The following is a 17,643-nucleotide window of genomic DNA, read 5'->3' as shown; positions in this document are numbered from 1 at the left end:
AGCACCTGTAATGAGTGATCTGTTAGGCATCCTCAAACAACAAGGGCAAAGTGAAGAATTTGATGCGATTAAAATTGCACTAGCTTCTCCTGAATTAATCCGTTCATGGTCTTATGGGGAAGTAAAGAAACCAGAAACTATTAACTATCGTACCTTTAAGCCAGAACGAGATGGTTTATTCTGCGCTAAGACATTCGGTCCTGTTAAAGACTATGAGTGTCTATGTGGTAAGTATAAGCGATTAAAACATCGCGGTGTTATTTGTGAAAAATGCGGTGTTGAGCTTGCATTAGCTAAAGTTAGACGTGAGCGTATGGGGCACATTGAATTAGCTAGTCCAGTAGCGCACATATGGTTCTTAAAATCACTTCCTTCAAGAATAGGACTTTTGCTCGATATGACTCTCAGAGATATTGAGCGCGTCTTATATTTTGAAGCATTTGTTGTAGTTGATCCTGGAATGACTGAGTTAGAAAAAGGTCAATTATTAAATGATGAAGCTTATCTTGATGCGATGGAACAATATGGTGATGAATTTGATGCACGAATGGGCGCAGAAGCTATTCGTGACTTGCTTCGCCAAATTGATCTAGAAGATGAGATTAGAAACTTACGTGAAGAATTACCTACTACTAATTCTGAAACGAAAATTAAGAAAATTACTAAAAGATTAAAACTGCTTGAAGCTTTCTTTGATTCCGGGAATAAGCCTGAGTGGATGATTATGGATGTATTACCTGTTCTTCCTCCAGATTTAAGACCATTAGTCCCATTAGATGGTGGTCGATTTGCAACTTCAGATCTTAATGACTTATATAGAAGAGTTATTAATAGAAATAATAGATTAAAGCGCTTACTTGATCTAAATGCGCCAGATATTATTGTTCGTAACGAAAAGAGAATGTTGCAAGAGTCCGTGGATGCTCTGCTTGACAACGGACGACGTGGTCGCGCAATAACTGGCACTAATAAAAGACCTTTGAAATCATTAGCGGATATGATTAAAGGTAAGCAAGGGCGCTTCCGTCAAAACTTATTAGGTAAGCGTGTTGACTACTCAGGTCGTTCAGTAATTGTCGTTGGCCCTACTTTAAGACTACATCAGTGTGGTTTACCTAAAAAAATGGCTCTGGAGTTATTTAAGCCTTTTATCTTCAGTAAATTGGAGTTTAGAGGCCTAGCAACTACTATTAAAGCCGCGAAGAAAATGGTAGAGCGAGAAGAGTCTGTAGTTTGGGATATTTTAGATGATGTTATTCGTGAACATCCTATATTATTAAACCGTGCCCCTACATTACATAGACTAGGTATTCAGGCTTTTGAACCTGTTTTGATTGAAGGGAAAGCTATCCAGCTGCATCCATTAGTTTGTACTGCATACAACGCAGACTTTGACGGTGACCAGATGGCAGTGCACGTGCCTCTAACACTAGAAGCACAATTAGAAGCTCGTTCTCTAATGATGTCTACTAACAATATTTTGTCTCCAGCAAGTGGTGAGCCAATTATTGTTCCTAGCCAGGACGTAGTACTCGGACTGTATTATTTAACTCGAGAAAAAGTAAATGCCCTGGGTGAAGGTAAAATATATGTAAGTGCCCAAGAAGCTCAAAACTTCTATGAGTCAGGGCATCTTGATATTCATGCGAAGATTAGAATTCGTATGCCTAAAGAAAATAGTGAAAATGAATATCATTTAGTTGAAACGACTGTGGGGCGTGCTATTCTCGCAGAGATATTACCCAAAGGTATGTCGTTTTCTAATATAAATCGTACAATGACCAAAAAAGTTATTTCAAAGGTAATTGATAGTTGCTATAGAAATTTTGGTCTAAAAGAGACAGTTATTTTTGCTGACCAGTTAATGTATACCGGTTTCAAATATGCAACACGTTCAGGTATATCCATTGGTATAGAAGATATGGAGATACCAGAGGATAAAGCCTCTATTATTGAACATGCTGATAATGAAGTCAGAGAAATTGAGTCTCAGTTCCGTTCAGGATTAGTAACTAATGGTGAGCGATATAATAAGGTAATTGATATTTGGTCGAGAACTAATGAATTAGTTGCTAAGTCGATGATGGCTAAAATTGCAACCGAAGAAGTCACAAATATTAAGGGTGATAAAGTAAGGCAAGAATCCTTTAACCCTATCTTTATGATGGCAGACTCTGGAGCAAGGGGTTCTGCGGCACAGATTAGACAGCTTGCTGGTATGCGGGGCTTGATGGCTGCTCCTGATGGATCCATTATTGAAACCCCAATTACCGCGAACTTTAGAGAAGGGCTAAATGTATTCCAATACTTTATTTCTACTCACGGAGCGCGAAAAGGTCTAGCGGATACGGCGTTAAAAACTGCTAACTCAGGATATTTGACAAGACGTTTAGTTGATGTTGCACAAGACGTTGTTATTACTGAAGATGATTGTGGTGTTGACACTGGTGTCTTGATGCAGCCATTAATTGAGGGTGGTGATATTGTTGAACCTTTACATGAGCGTGTTTTAGGCCGTGTGGTTGCAGCAGATGTCTATATTCCAACCCAGACAGAACCTGTTGTTAAAGCTGGTACATTGTTAGACGAAGAGTGGGTTGAACACTTAGAAAAGCAAGGTGTAGACCAAATCATGGTTCGTTCTCCAATTACCTGCCAAACGCGTTATGGTCTATGCGCTGCATGTTATGGACGTGATTTGGCTCGTGGTCATAAAGTAAATACTGGTGAAGCCGTAGGTATTATAGCTGCACAATCAATTGGTGAGCCTGGAACACAGTTAACAATGCGTACCTTCCACATCGGAGGAGCTGCTTCTAGAGCAACCGCTGCGAATAATATTCAAATTAAAACAAAAGGGGTTATTCGTTTACATAACATTAAAACGGTAACTCATGAAAACAAAAATTTAGTAGCAGTATCAAGATCAGGTGAGGTAACTATCGTTGATGAGTTTGGGCGTGAGCGCGAACGATATAAGTTGCCGTATGGAGCTGTTATTTCCGTACACGATAATTCGCCTGTTGAGGCTGGACAGATCATTGCTACTTGGGACCCACATACTCACCCAATCATTTCAGAGGTGACTGGTAACTTGAAGTTTGTCGATTTGATTGATGGTTTAACAATGCATAGACAAACAGATGAGTTAACAGGGTTGAGTAACATTGTAATTATTGATGCGAAACAACGTGGTACGGCAGGACGTGATTTAAGACCTATGGTTAAATTAGTTGCCAATGATGGTGAGGATATATTCCTGGCTGGAACAAACGTTCCTGCACAGTATTATTTGCCTGTCGATGCGATTGTTAATTTTGAGGATGGCGGTTTAGTGGGCGTTGGAGACGTTATTGCTCGTATTCCTCAAGAAAGATCGAAAACACGCGATATTACAGGGGGTCTTCCAAGGGTTGCTGATTTGTTTGAAGCGCGTAAGCCAAAAGACTCAGCGGTTATGGCTGAAGTATCAGGATTAGTTAACTTTGGAAAAGAAACTAAAGGTAAACGAAGATTGATAATAAACGTCTCTGAAGATCAGTGTCATGAAGAATTGATACCAAAATGGCGTCATATATCCGTTTTCGAAGGTGAGCATGTTGAACGTGGTGAAATTATAGCGGAAGGCGCGCTAAACCCACATGATATCTTACGACTACTTGGTGTGGGTGCATTAGCAAACTATATTGTAAACGAAGTGCAAGACGTATATCGTTTACAAGGGGTAAAAATTAATGACAAACACATCGAGGTTATTGTCAGACAGATGTTACGTAAGCGAGTAATTACATTTGCAGGTGATTCCAGGTTCTTAGTTGGAGAGCACGTTGAAGAAAGTATAATGCTCGACGAAAACGACAAACTTATCGCTGAAGGAAAACAGATTGCCAGAGGTACGCCGATTTTATTAGGTATTACTAAGGCATCTTTAGCCACAGAATCGTTTATATCTGCTGCATCGTTCCAAGAAACCACTAGGGTTCTCACGGAAGCTGCTGTAAGCGGTAAAATTGATGATTTACGTGGTTTAAAGGAAAACGTGATGGTTGGTCGCTTGATTCCTGCGGGAACAGGTTATGCGTATCATCAAGGCCGAAAGGCAAAAAGAGCAAGAGCTGCAGCAGGTGGCGAACATGCGGTACATACTGTTACTGCAAGTGATGTTGAGCACGCGTTAAGTGAAGCATTAAACGCGGATAATCATGATCACTAATTTGGATTCAAATTCGGCAGATTTAAACTTGACAAATCTGCCGTACCTATATAGAATCCGGCCTCCTTATGCATTCAAAATATTCACAAGAGACAGAGCGGAGTTAAGTACATATGGCTACTATTAATCAGTTAGTAAGAAAGCCTCGTGTGGACGTCAAGAAGAAGAGCAACGTGCCAGCACTAGAGTCATGTCCACAGAGACGCGGAGTTTGTACACGCGTTTACACTACTACACCTAAAAAACCTAATTCAGCTATGCGTAAGGTTGCACGTGTACGTTTGACAAATGGATTTGAAGTAACATCATATATTGGTGGTGAAGGCCACAACCTTCAAGAACACTCTGTTGTTCTAATTAGGGGTGGTCGTGTTAAGGACTTACCTGGTGTGCGTTACCACACAGTTAGAGGTAGCTTAGATACATCAGGCGTGAATGATCGTAAACAAGGTCGTTCTAAGTATGGTACGAAGAAACCAAAAGATAAAAAATAACTGATTGTAGGAAATCGAGATGCCAAGAAGAAGAGAAGTTCCCAAACGTGAAATTTTGCCAGATCCAAAGCATCATAGTGAATTGCTAGCAAAGTTTATTAACGTGTTAATGGTTAGCGGTAAAAAATCTACTGCTGAGAAAATTATTTATGGCGCTTTAGATGTATTAGAAGAGCGTATAAAGAAAACGAAAAAATCTGATGAAGAGGGAGATTCAGGTTCTAGTTCAGGTACTAGTACTGTTCTTCGTTATTTTGAAGATGCATTAGACAATGTTCGACCCAGTGTAGAGGTTCGTTCACGTCGTGTAGGTGGTGCGACATACCAAGTGCCTGTTGAAGTCAGAACAGACCGTAGCATTGCTTTAGGAATGCGTTGGATTGTTCAAGCTGCACGTGGACGTGGTGAAAAAGGTATGATGTTACGCTTGGCAGGGGAACTGATGGATGCCTTTGAAAGCAAAGGTTCTGCAGTGAAGAAGCGTGAAGATACGCATAAAATGGCGAAGGCTAACCAAGCATTTGCACATTTTAGATGGAATTAAGAGAGAGAACAGCCGTGTCAACTACTCCATTAAAACTATATAGAAACATAGGTATTGCTGCACACGTTGATGCTGGAAAAACAACAACAACTGAGCGCGTCCTGTATTATACAGGTATGTCTCATAAGATTGGTGAGGTTCATGACGGTGCTGCAACTATGGATTGGATGGTCCAGGAGCAAGAGCGCGGCATTACCATTACCTCTGCAGCAACGACATGTTACTGGACTGGTATGGACAAACAATTCGACAAGCATCGAATTAATATTATTGATACCCCAGGACACGTAGACTTCATGATTGAAGTCGAGCGTTCGCTAAGAGTATTGGATGGTGCCATTGTTGTATTCGATTCTGTATCTGGTGTTGAGCCACAATCAGAAACTGTCTGGCGTCAAGCAAATAAGTACGGCGTACCACGAATTGTCTTCGTAAATAAAATGGATAGGATGGGTGCTAACTTCCACCGTGTAGTAAGCCAAATTAAACAACGCTTAGGGGCGAATCCTGTTGTTGTGCAATTACCCATTGGCGCTGAAGAAGATTTTAAAGGTGTTATTGACATCATTAAAATGAAGGCCATTCATTGGGATGAAGAGAATAAAGGGATGACCTTTAAGTACTTAGATATCCCCGCAGAGCTAAAAGAAGAATGCGAAGAGTTTCGTGCATTGATAGTTGAAGTTGCGGCAGAGGCTTCAGAAGAATTAATGGAGAAATATCTTGAAGGTGAAGAGTTCTCCGAAGGTGAAATTAAGAAAGCATTACGTCACTTAACAGTGACAAACAAAATCGTTCCTGTATTTTGCGGTTCAGCCTTTAAAAATAAAGGTGTACAAGCGGTTCTAGATGGAGTAGTTGAGTATTTACCTTCACCAATTGACATTCCTGATGTCCAAGGTATTGATGAATATGGCAACGAAACACATCGTAAAACAAGTTATGATGCTCCATTCTCAGCTTTAGCATTTAAAATTGCTACAGACCCGTTTGTTGGTACATTAACCTATTTTCGAGCTTATTCAGGAATATTAAAAAGCGGAGATACTGTTCTTAACTCTGTAAAAGATAAAAAAGAACGTATTGGTCGCTTGCTACAAATGCATGCTAACACTCGTGAGGAAATCAAAGAGGTTCACGCTGGAGATATTGCAGCTGCTGTTGGATTAAAAACAGTAATTACTGGCGATACTCTGTGCGATATTGATAACTTTGTTATTTTAGAGCGAATGGATTTCCCTGATCCTGTTATTGCAGTAGCAGTTGAGCCTAAGACTAAAGCAGATCAGGAAAAAATGGGTGTCGCTTTAGGCAAGTTAGCACAAGAAGATCCTTCATTTAGAGTTCATACTGACGAAGAATCAGGACAGACGATTATTGAAGGTATGGGTGAGCTACACCTTGAAATTATTGTTGATCGAATGAAAAGGGAATTTAATGTTGAGGCTAACGTAGGTAAACCTCAGGTTGCCTACCGAGAAACAATAAGACAAACAGTAGAACAAGAAGGTAAATTCGTGAGACAATCAGGTGGTCGAGGACAGTACGGTCATGTTTGGTTGAAAATTGAACCTCAAGAACCAGGTAAGGGTTATGAATTTATCAACGCTATTGTTGGCGGTGTAATTCCAAAAGAATACATCCCTGCAGTAGATAAAGGGGTACAAGAGCAGTTACAAAATGGTGTTATTGCCGGTTATCCAGTTGTTGACGTTAAAGTCACTTTATTTGATGGATCATTCCATGAAGTAGACTCTAGTGAAATGGCGTTCAAGATTGCTGGTTCTCAGTGCTTTAAGCAAGGTGCATTAAAAGCTAAGCCTGTTTTGCTTGAACCAATTATGGCTGTTGAGGTAGTTACTCCTGAAGACTATATGGGCGATGTCATGGGTGATTTGAATAGACGTCGCGGATTAGTTCAGGGGATGGAAGATTCACCAGCAGGAAAAATTGTTAGAGCGGAAGTCCCACTTGCAGAGATGTTTGGTTATTCAACCGATTTACGTTCTGCTACTCAAGGAAGAGCTACATATACTATGGAATTTTCTAAGTATGCTGAAGCACCAACTAACATAGCTGAAGCAATTATTAAGAAACAATAAAAGTTAATGAGGTTATTGAAATGGCGAAGGAAAAGTTTGAGCGTAAGAAGCCACACGTAAACGTGGGCACAATTGGTCACGTAGATCATGGTAAGACAACACTAACAGCTGCGATTACAACAATCATGGCAAAGAAGTTTGGTGGTATAGCTAAGGCATATGACCAAATTGATGCTGCGCCGGAAGAACGTGAGCGCGGTATTACCATATCAACAGCACACGTTGAATATGAATCAGCAAACAGACACTACGCACACGTAGACTGCCCAGGACATGCTGACTATGTTAAGAACATGATTACTGGTGCAGCTCAGATGGACGGAGCTATATTGGTTGTTTCTGCAGCGGATGGTCCAATGCCTCAAACTAGAGAGCACATCCTATTATCACGTCAAGTTGGTGTACCATACATTGTTGTGTACATGAACAAAGCGGATATGGTTGATGATCCTGAGTTGCTAGAATTGGTAGAGATGGAAGTACGTGACTTATTAAGTAGTTACGAGTTTCCTGGCGATGATATTCCTATTGTTGTTGGTTCTGCTTTGAAAGCATTGGAAGGCGACACTAGTGAAATTGGTATTCCATCAATTGAGAAACTGGTTGAGACATTAGACTCATACATTCCAGAACCAGTTCGTAACATTGATAAACCATTCTTGTTACCGATTGAAGACGTGTTTTCTATTTCTGGACGTGGAACAGTAGTTACTGGACGTGTCGAGAGTGGAATAGTTAAAGTAGGTGAGGAAATTGAGATTGTTGGTATTCGCGATACTCAAAAGACGACGTGCACAGGCGTTGAGATGTTCCGTAAATTGCTTGATGAAGGTCGAGCTGGGGACAACGTAGGCGTGTTGTTACGTGGTACTAAACGAGATGAAGTTGAGCGTGGCCAAGTACTAGCAAAACCTGGTACAATCAAGCCTCACACAAAGTTTGAAGCAGAGGTGTACGTGTTGTCAAAAGAAGAAGGTGGTCGTCATACACCATTCTTTAATGGCTATCGCCCACAGTTCTATTTCAGAACAACCGACGTAACTGGTACTTGTGACCTACCGGCTGGTATTGAAATGGTAATGCCTGGAGATAACGTACAATTAGTTGTTTGTTTACATTCACCGATTGCGATGACTGAAGGTTTACGTTTTGCAATTAGAGAAGGTGGCCGTACTGTTGGCGCCGGTGTTGTCGCTAAAATAATCGAGTAATTATAATGAGTAACAATCAAAACATTAAAATAAGATTAAAATCCTTTGATCACAGGTTGATTGACGTTTCAACTTCGGAAATTGTTGCGACAGCAAAGCGTACTGGTGCACAAGTTCGTGGACCAATACCCTTGCCAATTCGTAAGGAAAAATTTACAGTATTGACTTCTCCTCATGTGAATAAAGATGCTAGAGATCAATATGAATTACGTACTCATAAACGCCTGGTCGTTATTGTTCATCCAACTGAAAAAACAGTAGATGCTCTGATGAAATTAGACCTGGCTGCTGGGGTTGATGTTCAGATAAGCCTTGATGATGAGTAGTCATGGTGAAGGATATTAAAGAGGTGCAACAATGATCGGTTTATTAGGCCGTAAAATCGGTATGACACGTATCTTCACACCAGAAGGAATTTCAATTCCTGTATCTGTTGTAGAAGTACAGCCCAATCGTGTTTCTCAGATTAAATCTGATGAAATTGATGGTTACTCCGCCGTACAATTAACTGGTGGTGAAAAAAAAGCAAATAGAGTGAACAAGCCTATGGCGGGTCACTTTGCTAAAGCAGAAATTAATGCAGGAGATATGCAAGTTGAGTTCCGTACCAATGAAGATGCAGAATTCAAATTAGGGCAAGTAATCTCTATAGCAGATGTCTTTTCTGCAGGACAATATGTCGATGTCTCTGGACTTAGTAAAGGTAAAGGCTTTGCTGGTACTGTAAAAAGATATAACTTTAGAACACAAGATGCGACCCATGGTAACTCCAGATCACATCGTGTTCCAGGATCTATCGGTCAAAACCAAACTCCTGGTCGCGTGTTTAAAGGTAAAAAAATGGCAGGACATTTAGGTAATGCGCGTTGCACAGTACAAAGCCTCGAACTTGTTCGAGTAGATTCTGAAAGAAATCTATTGCTTATTAAAGGTGCTATACCCGGAGCTCCAGGTTCACGAGTAGAAATTAAGCCTGCAACTAAAAAGCAAGTAAGAGGTGAGTGATGGAAATTACTACTATAGATACTAAAACTCAATTACACCTTAATGAAGATGTGTTTGCTTATAACTACAATGAAGGTTTGATTCACCAAGCTGTTGTAACTTATATGAATAATGCACGCAGTGGTAATAGCGCGCAAAAAACAAGATCAGAGGTTAGAGGCGGTGGTAAGAAGCCTTGGAACCAAAAAGGTACTGGTCGTGCTAGAGCCGGAACCATCCGCAGCCCTCTGTGGAGAAGTGGTGGTGTGACGTTTGCTTCTAAAAAACGAGATTATTCGCAAAAACTTAATAAAAAAATGTACAAACGCGCATTACGTAGTATAATCTCTGAACTTTGCCGTACTGGAAATTTAGTTGTTATAAGTGATTTCCAATGCGAAAGCCATAAAACCAAAGATTTTATTCAAAAAATGAATCAGCTAAGTATAAATAATGCACTGATCATCATGAATGAAGTAGGTGAGAATGAGTATTTAGGTTCACGAAACTTAATTGATTATGACATCTGTGATGTTACAACTGTAGATCCTGTTTCCTTACTTAGATTTGAGAAAGTTGTTGTTACAGAAGCTGCGATTAAAAAAATTGAGGAACAGTTACAATGAATGCTGAGAGATTGATGATGGTTCTGCGTGAGCCACATACTTCTGAAAAAGCTACTGTCTTAGCAGACAAAAACAAGCAGTTCACTTTCAAAGTACTGAAAAACGCAACTAAGACTGAAATTAAAATGGCTGTAGAGCATATATTTAACGTTAAAGTTAAGAGTGTATCTGTAGTAAATGTGAAAGGAAAGTCAAAACGTTTCAAACAAATTGCTGGGAAAAGAAGCGATTGGAAAAAGGCGTTTGTATCCCTTCATGCTGATCAAGATATAGACTTTACAGTTACCGAATAAGGCAGATTAAGATGGCACTATTAAAATCTAAACCAACATCGCCTGGTAGACGCGGCCAGATTCGTGTTGTGCATCAAGATATTCATAAAGGCAAACCACATAGCTCCTTAGTTGAAAAACTAAAAAAAACTGGGGGCCGAAATAACCTAGGTCGAATTACTGTTAGACATATTGGTGGTGGTCAACGTCAAAAATATAGATTGATTGATTTCAAACGAAATAAAGACGGTATTGCTGCAAGAGTTGAGCGTATTGAGTACGATCCCAATAGAACGGCTCTTATTGCGTTGTTGGCTTACAAAGATGGTGAAAAAAGGTATATAATTGCTCCTGCTCATCTTGAAGTTGGTGCAACTGTATTAAGTGGTGCAGATTCGCCTATTAGTGTAGGTAATTGTTTGCCACTGAAAAATATCCCCGTTGGAACGACTATCCATTGCGTCGAAATGAAGCCAGGAAAAGGAGCTCAAATGCTCCGTAGCGCAGGCTGTAGCGGTCAATTAGTTGCAAAAGAGGGTATTTATGCGACGTTAAGATTGCGCTCTGGTGAAATGCGTAAAATTCATGTTTTATGTCGTGCTGTAATTGGTGAAGTAAGTAACAGTGAACATAATTTACGTTCATTAGGAAAAGCTGGTGCTAAACGTTGGAGAGGAATTCGTCCAACAGTTCGTGGGGTTGCAATGAACCCAGTTGATCATCCACATGGTGGAGGAGAGGGTCGTACTTCAGGTGGACGTCATCCAGTATCACCATGGGGAGTTCCGACTAAAGGATATAAAACACGTAGCAATAAGCGTACTGATAGCTTTATAGTCAGACGGCGTAAGAAGAAATAATTATTGAGAGGATATCAAGTGGCTCGTTCTATAAGAAAAGGTCCATTCATAGACCAACATTTGATCAGCAAAGTGATGGCTGCTATCGAATCTAAATCAAAAAAACCAATTAAGACTTGGTCTAGACGCTCAACAATCATTCCTGAAATGATTGATTTGACTATAGCCGTTCATAACGGAAAAGATCATGTTCCTGTGTATATAACAGATAATATGGTTGGTCATAAATTAGGTGAGTTTGCCATGACTCGTACGTTCAAAGGCCATTCTGGTGACAGAAAGGCTAAAGGTAAGTAAGAGGTTATGATGGAAGTTACAGCTAAGTTAAAAGGTGCTCCATTGTCTGCACAAAAAGGTAGACTGGTAGCCGATATGATTCGAAACAAGAAGGTATCTGGTGCACTTGATATCCTCAAGTTTACACCGAAAAAAGGTGCACAATTAATGCTTAAGTTATTGGAGTCAGCTATTGCAAATGCCGAAAACAATAATGGGGCTGATATTGATGATCTAAAAGTGGGTATGGTCTGTGTTGATGAGGCAATAACTTTAAAACGCATTAGTCCCAGAGCTAAAGGTCGTGCAAATAGAATATCTAAACGTACCTGCCATATCACGATTAAAGTATCTGACGAGGAATAGCAATGGGACAAAAAGTTAACCCAATAGGCATACGCCTTGGAATTATTAAAGACTGGAATTCAAAATGGTACGCAGGTAAGCGATATGCTGAGTTTTTGATTCAAGATATTAAACTACGTACTGAACTAAAAAAGAAACTAATGGCTGCGGCTGTGAGCAAGATTCTTATTGAACGTCCAGCTAATAATGCTGTTGTTACCATACTGACTGCTAGACCAGGTGTTATTATTGGGAAAAAAGGCGGCGGTATTGAAACGTTACGCAAAGAAATTTCAACTAAATTAGGCGTTCCTGTTCATTTAAATATAGAAGAGATTAAAAAGCCTGAGTTGGATTCGACGCTTGTTGCTGAGGGCATAGCGCAGCAGTTAGAGCAACGCGTAATGTTTAGAAGAGCAATGAAAAGAGCGGTTACATCAGCTCTGAAAGCTGGCGCTAAAGGAATTAAAATTTGTGTTAGCGGTCGCTTAGGTGGTGCTGAAATTGCTCGAAGCGAATGGTATAGAGAAGGCCGAGTTCCATTACATACATTTAGAGCAGATATCGACTATGGTACTGCTGAGTCTAAAACCACCTATGGAATTATCGGTGTTAAAGTCTGGATCTTCAAGGGTGAAATTCTCCCGCAAAAGAAAAGATTATCAGACAGCGCCCAGTGAGTGAGGATTAAGAATCATGTTACAACCAAAGCGTACTAAATACCGAAAACAAATGAAAGGCCGTAATAGAGGCCTAGCTTTGAGAGGCAGTAAAATTAGTTTCGGTGAGTTTGGACTGAAAGCTTTAGAGCGTGGCCGATTGACTGCAAGACAAATAGAAGCTGCTCGACGAGCTATGACACGCCATATTAAGCGTGGTGGTAAAATTTGGATTAGAGTTTTTCCAGATAAACCAATTACCCAGAAACCTTTAGAAGTTCGACAAGGTAAGGGTAAAGGTAGTGTTGAATATTGGGTTGCGCAAATTCAACCTGGCAAGGTTTTATTTGAGATGGAAGGCGTATCTAGAGAATTAGCTAAAGAAGCGTTTGACCTTGCTAAAGCAAAACTTCCTTTCAAAGTAACATTTGAAGAACGGACGGTGATGTAATGAAAAAAATAGATGAATTACGCAATTTAACTACTGAAGAATTGCAAACCGAACTCCTTTCATTACGTAAAGAACAATTTAATTTACGAATGAAAAAAGCAAGTGGCTCACTTGATAAAATCCACCTAATTACATTGGTGAGAAAGTCTGTGGCACGAGTTAAAACATTGTTGACTGAAAAGGCAGGTAAGTAACATGTCTACTAATGAATCAAATGCCAGAACATTGGTTGGAAAAGTAGTTAGCGACAAAATGGATAAAACTATTGTTGTGATGATTGAGCGAACTGTGAAGCATCCTAAATATGGAAAAATCATGAAGCGTAGAACAAAAATTCATGCTCATGATGAAAATCAAGTGTGCCAAATTGGCAATACTGTTAAAGTCCGTGAGTCAAGACCACTCTCTAAAACGAAAAGCTGGGTATTAGTTGAAGTAATTTCTTAATCAACTGCGTTGATTTACTTTTAAAACCCTAAAAGGCCTGATATAATCAGCAGCCTTTTTCTGGTCGAAATTAGAGCTGGAGATTAAAATGATCCAAATGCAGACTGTGCTCGATGTGGCTGATAACAGCGGAGCACGAAAGGTAATGTGTATCAAAGTACTAGGTGGATCACACAGGCGATATGCTCGTGTTGGTGATGTGATCAAAGTTAGTATTAAAGACGCTATACCAAGAAGTAAAGTAAAAAAAGGCGCGGTAATGAAAGCTGTCGTGGTAAGAACTGCTCAAGGCGTGAGAAGAGATGATGGCTCCTTGATAAGATTTGATGGCAACGCTGCAGTGCTTTTGAATAACCAAAATGAGCCAATTGGTACTCGTATATTTGGCCCCGTTACTCGCGAGCTACGAGAGAGATTTATGAAGATAATATCTCTGGCTGCAGAAGTTTTGTGAGAAGGATTAAATATGAAACGTATTAGAACAGGTGATGAAGTAATCATCATTGCCGGTAAAAGTAAAGGTCATATAGGCAAAGTGCTAAGTGTGCATGAAAATAAAGTTGTTGTTGAGGGTGGTAACTTAATTAAGAAACATGTTAAGCCCAATCCTCAGAAGCCTGAAAATAAAGGTGGAATAGTCAGCCGAGAAAATTCATTGCACGTTTCAAATGTTGCCCATTATAATCCTGTTACTAAAAAAGCGGATAAAATAGGCTTTAAGTACCTTGAAACTGGCGGTATTACTAAGAAAGTTAGATATTTTAAATCTAACGATGAAATAATTGACCGTGTTTAAGTAGGTGATTGAAATGGCAAGACTTAAAGAATTTTATAAAAATGAAGTCGCTTCTATGATGATGAAACGATTTAATTATTCCAGTATTATGGAAGTACCGAAAATATTGAAAATCACCCTAAACATGGGAGTTGGTGAAGCTGTTGGTGATAAAAAAGTCATGAATCATGCTTTAGAAGATATGACTCTTATATCAGGTCAAAAGCCAGTTGTTACTAAAGCAAAAAAATCTCTTGCTGGTTTTAAAATCAGAGAGGGGTGGCCTATAGGATGTAAGGTAACTCTTCGACGTGAACGCATGTATGAGTTTTTAGATAGATTAATTGCTATTACATTGCCTCGGGTAAGAGATTTTCGTGGGTTAAATCCTAAGTCTTTTGATGGAACAGGTAACTATAGCATGGGTATACATGAGCAAATCGTATTCCCAGAAATTGATTATGATAAAACTGATGGCATACGTGGTTTAGATATTTGTATTACTACAAGTGCTAAAACAAATGAAGAGGCTAAAGCTTTATTAGAAGCATTTAATCTTCCATTGAAAGATAGAGATAAAAAATAAAAGGGTGAAATTGTGGCTAAAAAATCAATGCTTGTGCGAGAGTTAAAGCGTGCTAAACTGGTAAAAAAATACAGAGAACGCAGAAACGAATTAAAACGATTGATTAAATCATCTGATGATTTCCAAGTAATCATGGATTGTCAGGCAAAGTTAGCAAAATTACCAGTTAATTCAAATCCTGTTCGCCATAGTACTCGATGCCAGCAATGTGGTAGACCACACGCAGTATATCGCAAGTTTAGTCTTTGCCGAATTTGTCTTAGACAACAACTTATGGTTGGTAACGTACCCGGCGGTAGAAAATCAAGCTGGTAAATTATTTTGATTGGAGAACGATTGTGAGTATGCATGATCCAGTTGCTGATATGCTGACCAGAATTAGAAATGGTCAACAAGCGAAACATCAGCAAGTAACATTGGTTTCTTCTAAGTTAAAAGAAGAAATTGCTCGTGTTTTAAAGGAAGAAGGATATATTGAAAATTTCTTTGTGGAAACTTTAGATAACAATCTTAAGTCCATTACTCTGAAACTAAAATATTATCATGGACGGCCGGTTATTGAGCTTATAAAAAGAATCAGTCGACCAGGCTTGAGAGTATATAAGTCTTATAAAGAGCTATCTTCTATCCCCGGTTTTGGTGTGGCTATATTATCTACATCGAAAGGTATAATGACTCATGTATCTGCAAAGTTAAAAGGTGTTGGTGGCGAAGTCATTTGTGAAGTGGCTTAATACTTGAGAGGAATAATATGTCTAGAGTAGCAAAAGCCCCTGTTGTCCACTCATCAAATGTTGAAATAACACTTGCTGAGGGATCAATAACTGTAAAAGGGCCTAAAGGAACACTAACCCAACCTATTAATAGGTTAGTTAGTATTACTAAGAGTAAAGAATCTAACCAATTAGAATTTGCCCCCGCCGCAAATGACCCCAAAGCTTGGGCTCAGGCAGGTACAGCAAGAGCATTAGTTAATAATATGGTGCGTGGTGTTACTGACGGATTTACAGTAACTTTAGAATTGGTAGGTGTTGGTTATAGAGCACAAGCTAAAGATAAATCTGTTAGTTTATCTCTAGGTTTTTCACATCCTGTTGAGTATGATTTGCCAAAAGGTGTGGCTGTTGAAACTCCTAATAATACTACGATAGTACTAAAAGGCGTTGATAAACAACTTTTGGGGCAAGTAGCTTCAGAAATTAGAGCTTTTAGACCGCCTGAGCCATATAAAGGTAAAGGAATCAGATATGCTGGTGAAGTAATTGTTCGAAAAGAAGCGAAGAAGAAATAGGGTATAAAAAATGAATAAGCATAACTCACGAGAAAGACGTGGATTGAAGACAAAAGCTTTAATTCGTAAATCGGGTAGATCAAGATTAGTTGTTTATAGAAGTGGTACACATATCTATTCTCAAATAATTACATCGGATAAGCTCGGAGATAAGGTATTAGTTGTTTGTTCAACTATTGATAAAGAATTAAGAGCCAGTTTATCTGGAAAATGCAAAGTAGAACAAGCCAATTTAGTTGGTAAGTTACTTGGTAAGCGTGCTAATGAGCAAGGTATTACTCAAGTTGCATTTGATCGTGCTGGTTATAAATATCACGGCCGAGTTAAAGCCCTTGCCGAAGGTGCTCGTGAAGCCGGTTTAGATTTTTAAGGAACGATTATGGCATTCGAAGAATTACCCAAGTCAGATGGATATCAAGAGAAATTGGTATCAGTAACTCGTACCGCTAAAGTAGTTAAGGGTGGACGTGTTTTTGGCTTTGCTGTTTTAGTCGTTGTAGGTGACGGAAAGGGCAAAGTTGGGTTTGGTAGAGGTAAAGCACGCGAGGTTCCAATCGCTATTCAGAAAGCGATGGATCAAGCAAAGAAAAATATGGTTTATATTCCACTATCTGGAACCACTATATATCACGAAATTACTTGGAATTATGGTGCTTCTAAAGTATTTATGAAGCCTGCTAGTGAGGGTACCGGAATTATTGCTGGCGGCGCGATGAGAGCTGTTTTAGAAGTATTAGGTGTACAAAATATTCTAGCAAAGAGTATTGGTTCAACTAATCCAAGCAATATTGTACGAGCAACAATTGGTGCTTTAACAAACATTGGTACTCCAGATTATGTAGCAGCCAAACGTGGCAAAACTGTTGAAGAAGTAATGGCGGGCTAATATGGAAAAGAAAATAAAAATTACTTTGGTAAAAAGTATAATTGGTAGAAAGCCAAAACATGTTGGTATTGCTAAACAATTAGGTTTAGGCAAAACGAATTCAAGCGTACTTCATAGCGATACGCCTGCAATACGCGGCATGATTAATATGATTAGTTATCTATTGCTAGTTGAGGAGAGTGTATAATGAATTTAAATTCACTATCACCAGATCCAGGCTCACGTCCACCTAAAAGACGTTTAGGACGTGGTATAGGATCCGGATTAGGTAAAACTAGTGGTAAAGGACATAAAGGTCAAAAAGCTAGAGCTGGCGGATATCACAAGATCAACTTTGAAGGGGGACAAATGCCCATTCAAAGACGACTGCCTAAAATGGGTTTCAAATCTCGTGTTGGTAGAAGTGTTGATCAAATTTGTTTAGGTGAGTTAGCAAAACTTAAAGCAGACGTTATTGATCTTGCTGTTTTACGTGAAGCAGGATTAATTAATAACGCTATAAAAGATGTGAAGGTAATTCTTTCAGGAGAGCTAACCTCTGCTATCAAGCTTAAAGGTTTAAGAGTCACTAAAGGAGCTCGAACAGCTATTGAGGGTTTGGGCGGTAGTATAGAAGAGTGA

26 protein-coding genes are annotated in these 17,643 nt (G+C 39.4%); all 26 read left to right on the top strand.

What is annotated here, in order from left to right:
- The first annotated feature begins 10 nt into the window (after positions 1-10).
- The 26 genes from rpoC to rplO all read left to right on the top strand — a co-directional run bounded on the left by rpoC (position 11) and on the right by rplO (position 17,643).
- Positions 11-4,213 carry a DNA-directed RNA polymerase subunit beta' gene (gene rpoC / locus LFA_RS12835; protein ID WP_045097592.1) on the top strand — a complete coding sequence of 1,401 codons (4,203 nt, stop codon included), beginning with the start codon at positions 11-13 and terminating at the stop codon, positions 4,211-4,213.
- A 113-nt stretch (positions 4,214-4,326) separates the two neighbouring features.
- A complete protein-coding gene (gene rpsL / locus LFA_RS12830; RefSeq protein WP_004450478.1) occupies positions 4,327-4,707 on the top strand; it encodes a 30S ribosomal protein S12 in 381 nt (126 codons plus the stop codon).
- Between the two features lie 19 nt (positions 4,708-4,726).
- On the top strand, positions 4,727-5,251 hold the full coding sequence (gene rpsG / locus LFA_RS12825) for a 30S ribosomal protein S7 (protein ID WP_045096557.1): 525 nt from the start codon (positions 4,727-4,729) through the stop codon (positions 5,249-5,251).
- Positions 5,242-7,353 carry an elongation factor G gene (gene fusA / locus LFA_RS12820; protein ID WP_045096556.1) on the top strand — a complete coding sequence of 704 codons (2,112 nt, stop codon included), beginning with the start codon at positions 5,242-5,244 and terminating at the stop codon, positions 7,351-7,353. The genes rpsG and fusA overlap by 10 nt, the downstream gene beginning before the upstream one ends.
- A gap of 20 nt (positions 7,354-7,373) precedes the next feature.
- Entirely contained in the window at positions 7,374-8,564 is a 1,191-nt protein-coding gene (gene tuf, locus LFA_RS12815) for an elongation factor Tu (protein WP_045096555.1), read from the top strand.
- A gap of 5 nt (positions 8,565-8,569) precedes the next feature.
- Positions 8,570-8,890: a 30S ribosomal protein S10 gene (rpsJ, locus tag LFA_RS12810; RefSeq protein WP_045096554.1), complete on the top strand. Its 321-nt coding sequence runs from the start codon at positions 8,570-8,572 to the stop codon at positions 8,888-8,890.
- 31 nt (positions 8,891-8,921) lie between these two features.
- Entirely contained in the window at positions 8,922-9,569 is a 648-nt protein-coding gene (gene rplC, locus LFA_RS12805) for a 50S ribosomal protein L3 (protein ID WP_045096553.1), read from the top strand.
- Positions 9,569-10,174, top strand: coding sequence for a 50S ribosomal protein L4 (gene rplD, locus LFA_RS12800; protein ID WP_045096552.1), 606 nt, complete (start codon positions 9,569-9,571; stop codon positions 10,172-10,174). Before rplC ends, rplD begins: the two co-directional genes overlap by 1 nt.
- A complete protein-coding gene (gene rplW, locus LFA_RS12795; protein ID WP_045096551.1) occupies positions 10,171-10,467 on the top strand; it encodes a 50S ribosomal protein L23 in 297 nt (98 codons plus the stop codon). Before rplD ends, rplW begins: the two co-directional genes overlap by 4 nt.
- Positions 10,468-10,478: 11 nt before the next feature.
- A complete protein-coding gene (gene rplB, locus LFA_RS12790) occupies positions 10,479-11,306 on the top strand; it encodes a 50S ribosomal protein L2 (RefSeq protein ID WP_045096550.1) in 828 nt (275 codons plus the stop codon).
- Positions 11,307-11,324: 18 nt separating this feature from the next.
- A complete protein-coding gene (gene rpsS, locus LFA_RS12785; protein ID WP_045096549.1) occupies positions 11,325-11,603 on the top strand; it encodes a 30S ribosomal protein S19 in 279 nt (92 codons plus the stop codon).
- A gap of 9 nt (positions 11,604-11,612) precedes the next feature.
- Positions 11,613-11,948 carry a 50S ribosomal protein L22 gene (rplV, locus tag LFA_RS12780; RefSeq protein ID WP_045096548.1) on the top strand — a complete coding sequence of 112 codons (336 nt, stop codon included), beginning with the start codon at positions 11,613-11,615 and terminating at the stop codon, positions 11,946-11,948.
- 2 nt (positions 11,949-11,950) lie between these two features.
- On the top strand, positions 11,951-12,607 hold the full coding sequence (rpsC, locus tag LFA_RS12775; RefSeq protein ID WP_045096547.1) for a 30S ribosomal protein S3: 657 nt from the start codon (positions 11,951-11,953) through the stop codon (positions 12,605-12,607).
- 16 nt (positions 12,608-12,623) lie between these two features.
- Entirely contained in the window at positions 12,624-13,037 is a 414-nt protein-coding gene (gene rplP, locus LFA_RS12770) for a 50S ribosomal protein L16 (protein ID WP_045096546.1), read from the top strand.
- A complete protein-coding gene (gene rpmC, locus LFA_RS12765) occupies positions 13,037-13,231 on the top strand; it encodes a 50S ribosomal protein L29 (protein ID WP_045096545.1) in 195 nt (64 codons plus the stop codon). The genes rplP and rpmC overlap by 1 nt, the downstream gene beginning before the upstream one ends.
- A 1-nt stretch (position 13,232) precedes the next feature.
- Positions 13,233-13,484 (top strand): 30S ribosomal protein S17, encoded by a 252-nt coding sequence (gene rpsQ / locus LFA_RS12760; RefSeq protein WP_045096544.1) that lies wholly within the window; start codon positions 13,233-13,235, stop codon positions 13,482-13,484.
- Between the two features lie 88 nt (positions 13,485-13,572).
- A complete protein-coding gene (gene rplN, locus LFA_RS12755) occupies positions 13,573-13,938 on the top strand; it encodes a 50S ribosomal protein L14 (RefSeq protein WP_045096543.1) in 366 nt (121 codons plus the stop codon).
- A gap of 12 nt (positions 13,939-13,950) precedes the next feature.
- Positions 13,951-14,280: a 50S ribosomal protein L24 gene (gene rplX, locus LFA_RS12750; protein WP_045096542.1), complete on the top strand. Its 330-nt coding sequence runs from the start codon at positions 13,951-13,953 to the stop codon at positions 14,278-14,280.
- Positions 14,281-14,293: 13 nt separating this feature from the next.
- The gene (rplE, locus tag LFA_RS12745) at positions 14,294-14,845 is read left to right on the top strand and encodes a 50S ribosomal protein L5 (protein WP_045096541.1); all 552 of its coding nucleotides are present in this window, start codon (positions 14,294-14,296) and stop codon (positions 14,843-14,845) included.
- A 12-nt stretch (positions 14,846-14,857) separates the two neighbouring features.
- On the top strand, positions 14,858-15,160 hold the full coding sequence (gene rpsN, locus LFA_RS12740) for a 30S ribosomal protein S14 (RefSeq protein WP_045096540.1): 303 nt from the start codon (positions 14,858-14,860) through the stop codon (positions 15,158-15,160).
- 29 nt (positions 15,161-15,189) lie between these two features.
- Positions 15,190-15,579, top strand: coding sequence for a 30S ribosomal protein S8 (gene rpsH, locus LFA_RS12735; RefSeq protein WP_197541218.1), 390 nt, complete (start codon positions 15,190-15,192; stop codon positions 15,577-15,579).
- Positions 15,580-15,596: 17 nt separating this feature from the next.
- Complete coding sequence (gene rplF / locus LFA_RS12730; RefSeq protein WP_045096538.1) at positions 15,597-16,136, top strand: 50S ribosomal protein L6; 540 nt, start codon at positions 15,597-15,599, stop codon at positions 16,134-16,136.
- Between the two features lie 10 nt (positions 16,137-16,146).
- The gene (gene rplR, locus LFA_RS12725; RefSeq protein WP_045096537.1) at positions 16,147-16,506 is read left to right on the top strand and encodes a 50S ribosomal protein L18; all 360 of its coding nucleotides are present in this window, start codon (positions 16,147-16,149) and stop codon (positions 16,504-16,506) included.
- 9 nt (positions 16,507-16,515) lie between these two features.
- Entirely contained in the window at positions 16,516-17,022 is a 507-nt protein-coding gene (gene rpsE / locus LFA_RS12720; RefSeq protein ID WP_045096536.1) for a 30S ribosomal protein S5, read from the top strand.
- A 1-nt stretch (position 17,023) separates the two neighbouring features.
- Entirely contained in the window at positions 17,024-17,209 is a 186-nt protein-coding gene (rpmD, locus tag LFA_RS12715) for a 50S ribosomal protein L30 (protein ID WP_045096535.1), read from the top strand.
- The gene (gene rplO / locus LFA_RS12710; protein WP_045096534.1) at positions 17,209-17,643 is read left to right on the top strand and encodes a 50S ribosomal protein L15; all 435 of its coding nucleotides are present in this window, start codon (positions 17,209-17,211) and stop codon (positions 17,641-17,643) included. The genes rpmD and rplO overlap by 1 nt, the downstream gene beginning before the upstream one ends.

Origin of the sequence: Legionella fallonii LLAP-10 (assembly GCF_000953135.1) — a bacterium.
Lineage (GTDB): Bacteria > Pseudomonadota > Gammaproteobacteria > Legionellales > Legionellaceae > Legionella > Legionella fallonii.
The sequence above is the reverse complement of the archived record's forward strand: the minus strand, read 5'-3'. Positions and strand labels throughout refer to the sequence as shown.

Bases quoted from the DNA above. Each gene is read 5' to 3' on its own strand.
- rpoC (WP_045097592.1), top strand. From the start codon at position 11: ATGAGTGATCTGTTAGGCATCCTCAAACAACAAGGGCAAAGTGAAGAA.
- rpsL (WP_004450478.1), top strand. From the start codon at position 4,327: ATGGCTACTATTAATCAGTTAGTAAGAAAGCCTCGTGTGGACGTCAAG.
- rpsG (WP_045096557.1), top strand. From the start codon at position 4,727: ATGCCAAGAAGAAGAGAAGTTCCCAAACGTGAAATTTTGCCAGATCCA.
- fusA (WP_045096556.1), top strand. From the start codon at position 5,242: ATGGAATTAAGAGAGAGAACAGCCGTGTCAACTACTCCATTAAAACTA.
- tuf (WP_045096555.1), top strand. From the start codon at position 7,374: ATGGCGAAGGAAAAGTTTGAGCGTAAGAAGCCACACGTAAACGTGGGC.
- rpsJ (WP_045096554.1), top strand. From the start codon at position 8,570: ATGAGTAACAATCAAAACATTAAAATAAGATTAAAATCCTTTGATCAC.
- rplC (WP_045096553.1), top strand. From the start codon at position 8,922: ATGATCGGTTTATTAGGCCGTAAAATCGGTATGACACGTATCTTCACA.
- rplD (WP_045096552.1), top strand. From the start codon at position 9,569: ATGGAAATTACTACTATAGATACTAAAACTCAATTACACCTTAATGAA.
- rplW (WP_045096551.1), top strand. From the start codon at position 10,171: ATGAATGCTGAGAGATTGATGATGGTTCTGCGTGAGCCACATACTTCT.
- rplB (WP_045096550.1), top strand. From the start codon at position 10,479: ATGGCACTATTAAAATCTAAACCAACATCGCCTGGTAGACGCGGCCAG.
- rplV (WP_045096548.1), top strand. From the start codon at position 11,613: ATGGAAGTTACAGCTAAGTTAAAAGGTGCTCCATTGTCTGCACAAAAA.
- rpsC (WP_045096547.1), top strand. From the start codon at position 11,951: ATGGGACAAAAAGTTAACCCAATAGGCATACGCCTTGGAATTATTAAA.
- rplP (WP_045096546.1), top strand. From the start codon at position 12,624: ATGTTACAACCAAAGCGTACTAAATACCGAAAACAAATGAAAGGCCGT.
- rpmC (WP_045096545.1), top strand. From the start codon at position 13,037: ATGAAAAAAATAGATGAATTACGCAATTTAACTACTGAAGAATTGCAA.
- rpsQ (WP_045096544.1), top strand. From the start codon at position 13,233: ATGTCTACTAATGAATCAAATGCCAGAACATTGGTTGGAAAAGTAGTT.
- rplN (WP_045096543.1), top strand. From the start codon at position 13,573: ATGATCCAAATGCAGACTGTGCTCGATGTGGCTGATAACAGCGGAGCA.
- rplX (WP_045096542.1), top strand. From the start codon at position 13,951: ATGAAACGTATTAGAACAGGTGATGAAGTAATCATCATTGCCGGTAAA.
- rplE (WP_045096541.1), top strand. From the start codon at position 14,294: ATGGCAAGACTTAAAGAATTTTATAAAAATGAAGTCGCTTCTATGATG.
- rpsH (WP_197541218.1), top strand. From the start codon at position 15,190: ATGCATGATCCAGTTGCTGATATGCTGACCAGAATTAGAAATGGTCAA.
- rplF (WP_045096538.1), top strand. From the start codon at position 15,597: ATGTCTAGAGTAGCAAAAGCCCCTGTTGTCCACTCATCAAATGTTGAA.
- rplR (WP_045096537.1), top strand. From the start codon at position 16,147: ATGAATAAGCATAACTCACGAGAAAGACGTGGATTGAAGACAAAAGCT.
- rpsE (WP_045096536.1), top strand. From the start codon at position 16,516: ATGGCATTCGAAGAATTACCCAAGTCAGATGGATATCAAGAGAAATTG.
- rpmD (WP_045096535.1), top strand. From the start codon at position 17,024: ATGGAAAAGAAAATAAAAATTACTTTGGTAAAAAGTATAATTGGTAGA.
- rplO (WP_045096534.1), top strand. From the start codon at position 17,209: ATGAATTTAAATTCACTATCACCAGATCCAGGCTCACGTCCACCTAAA.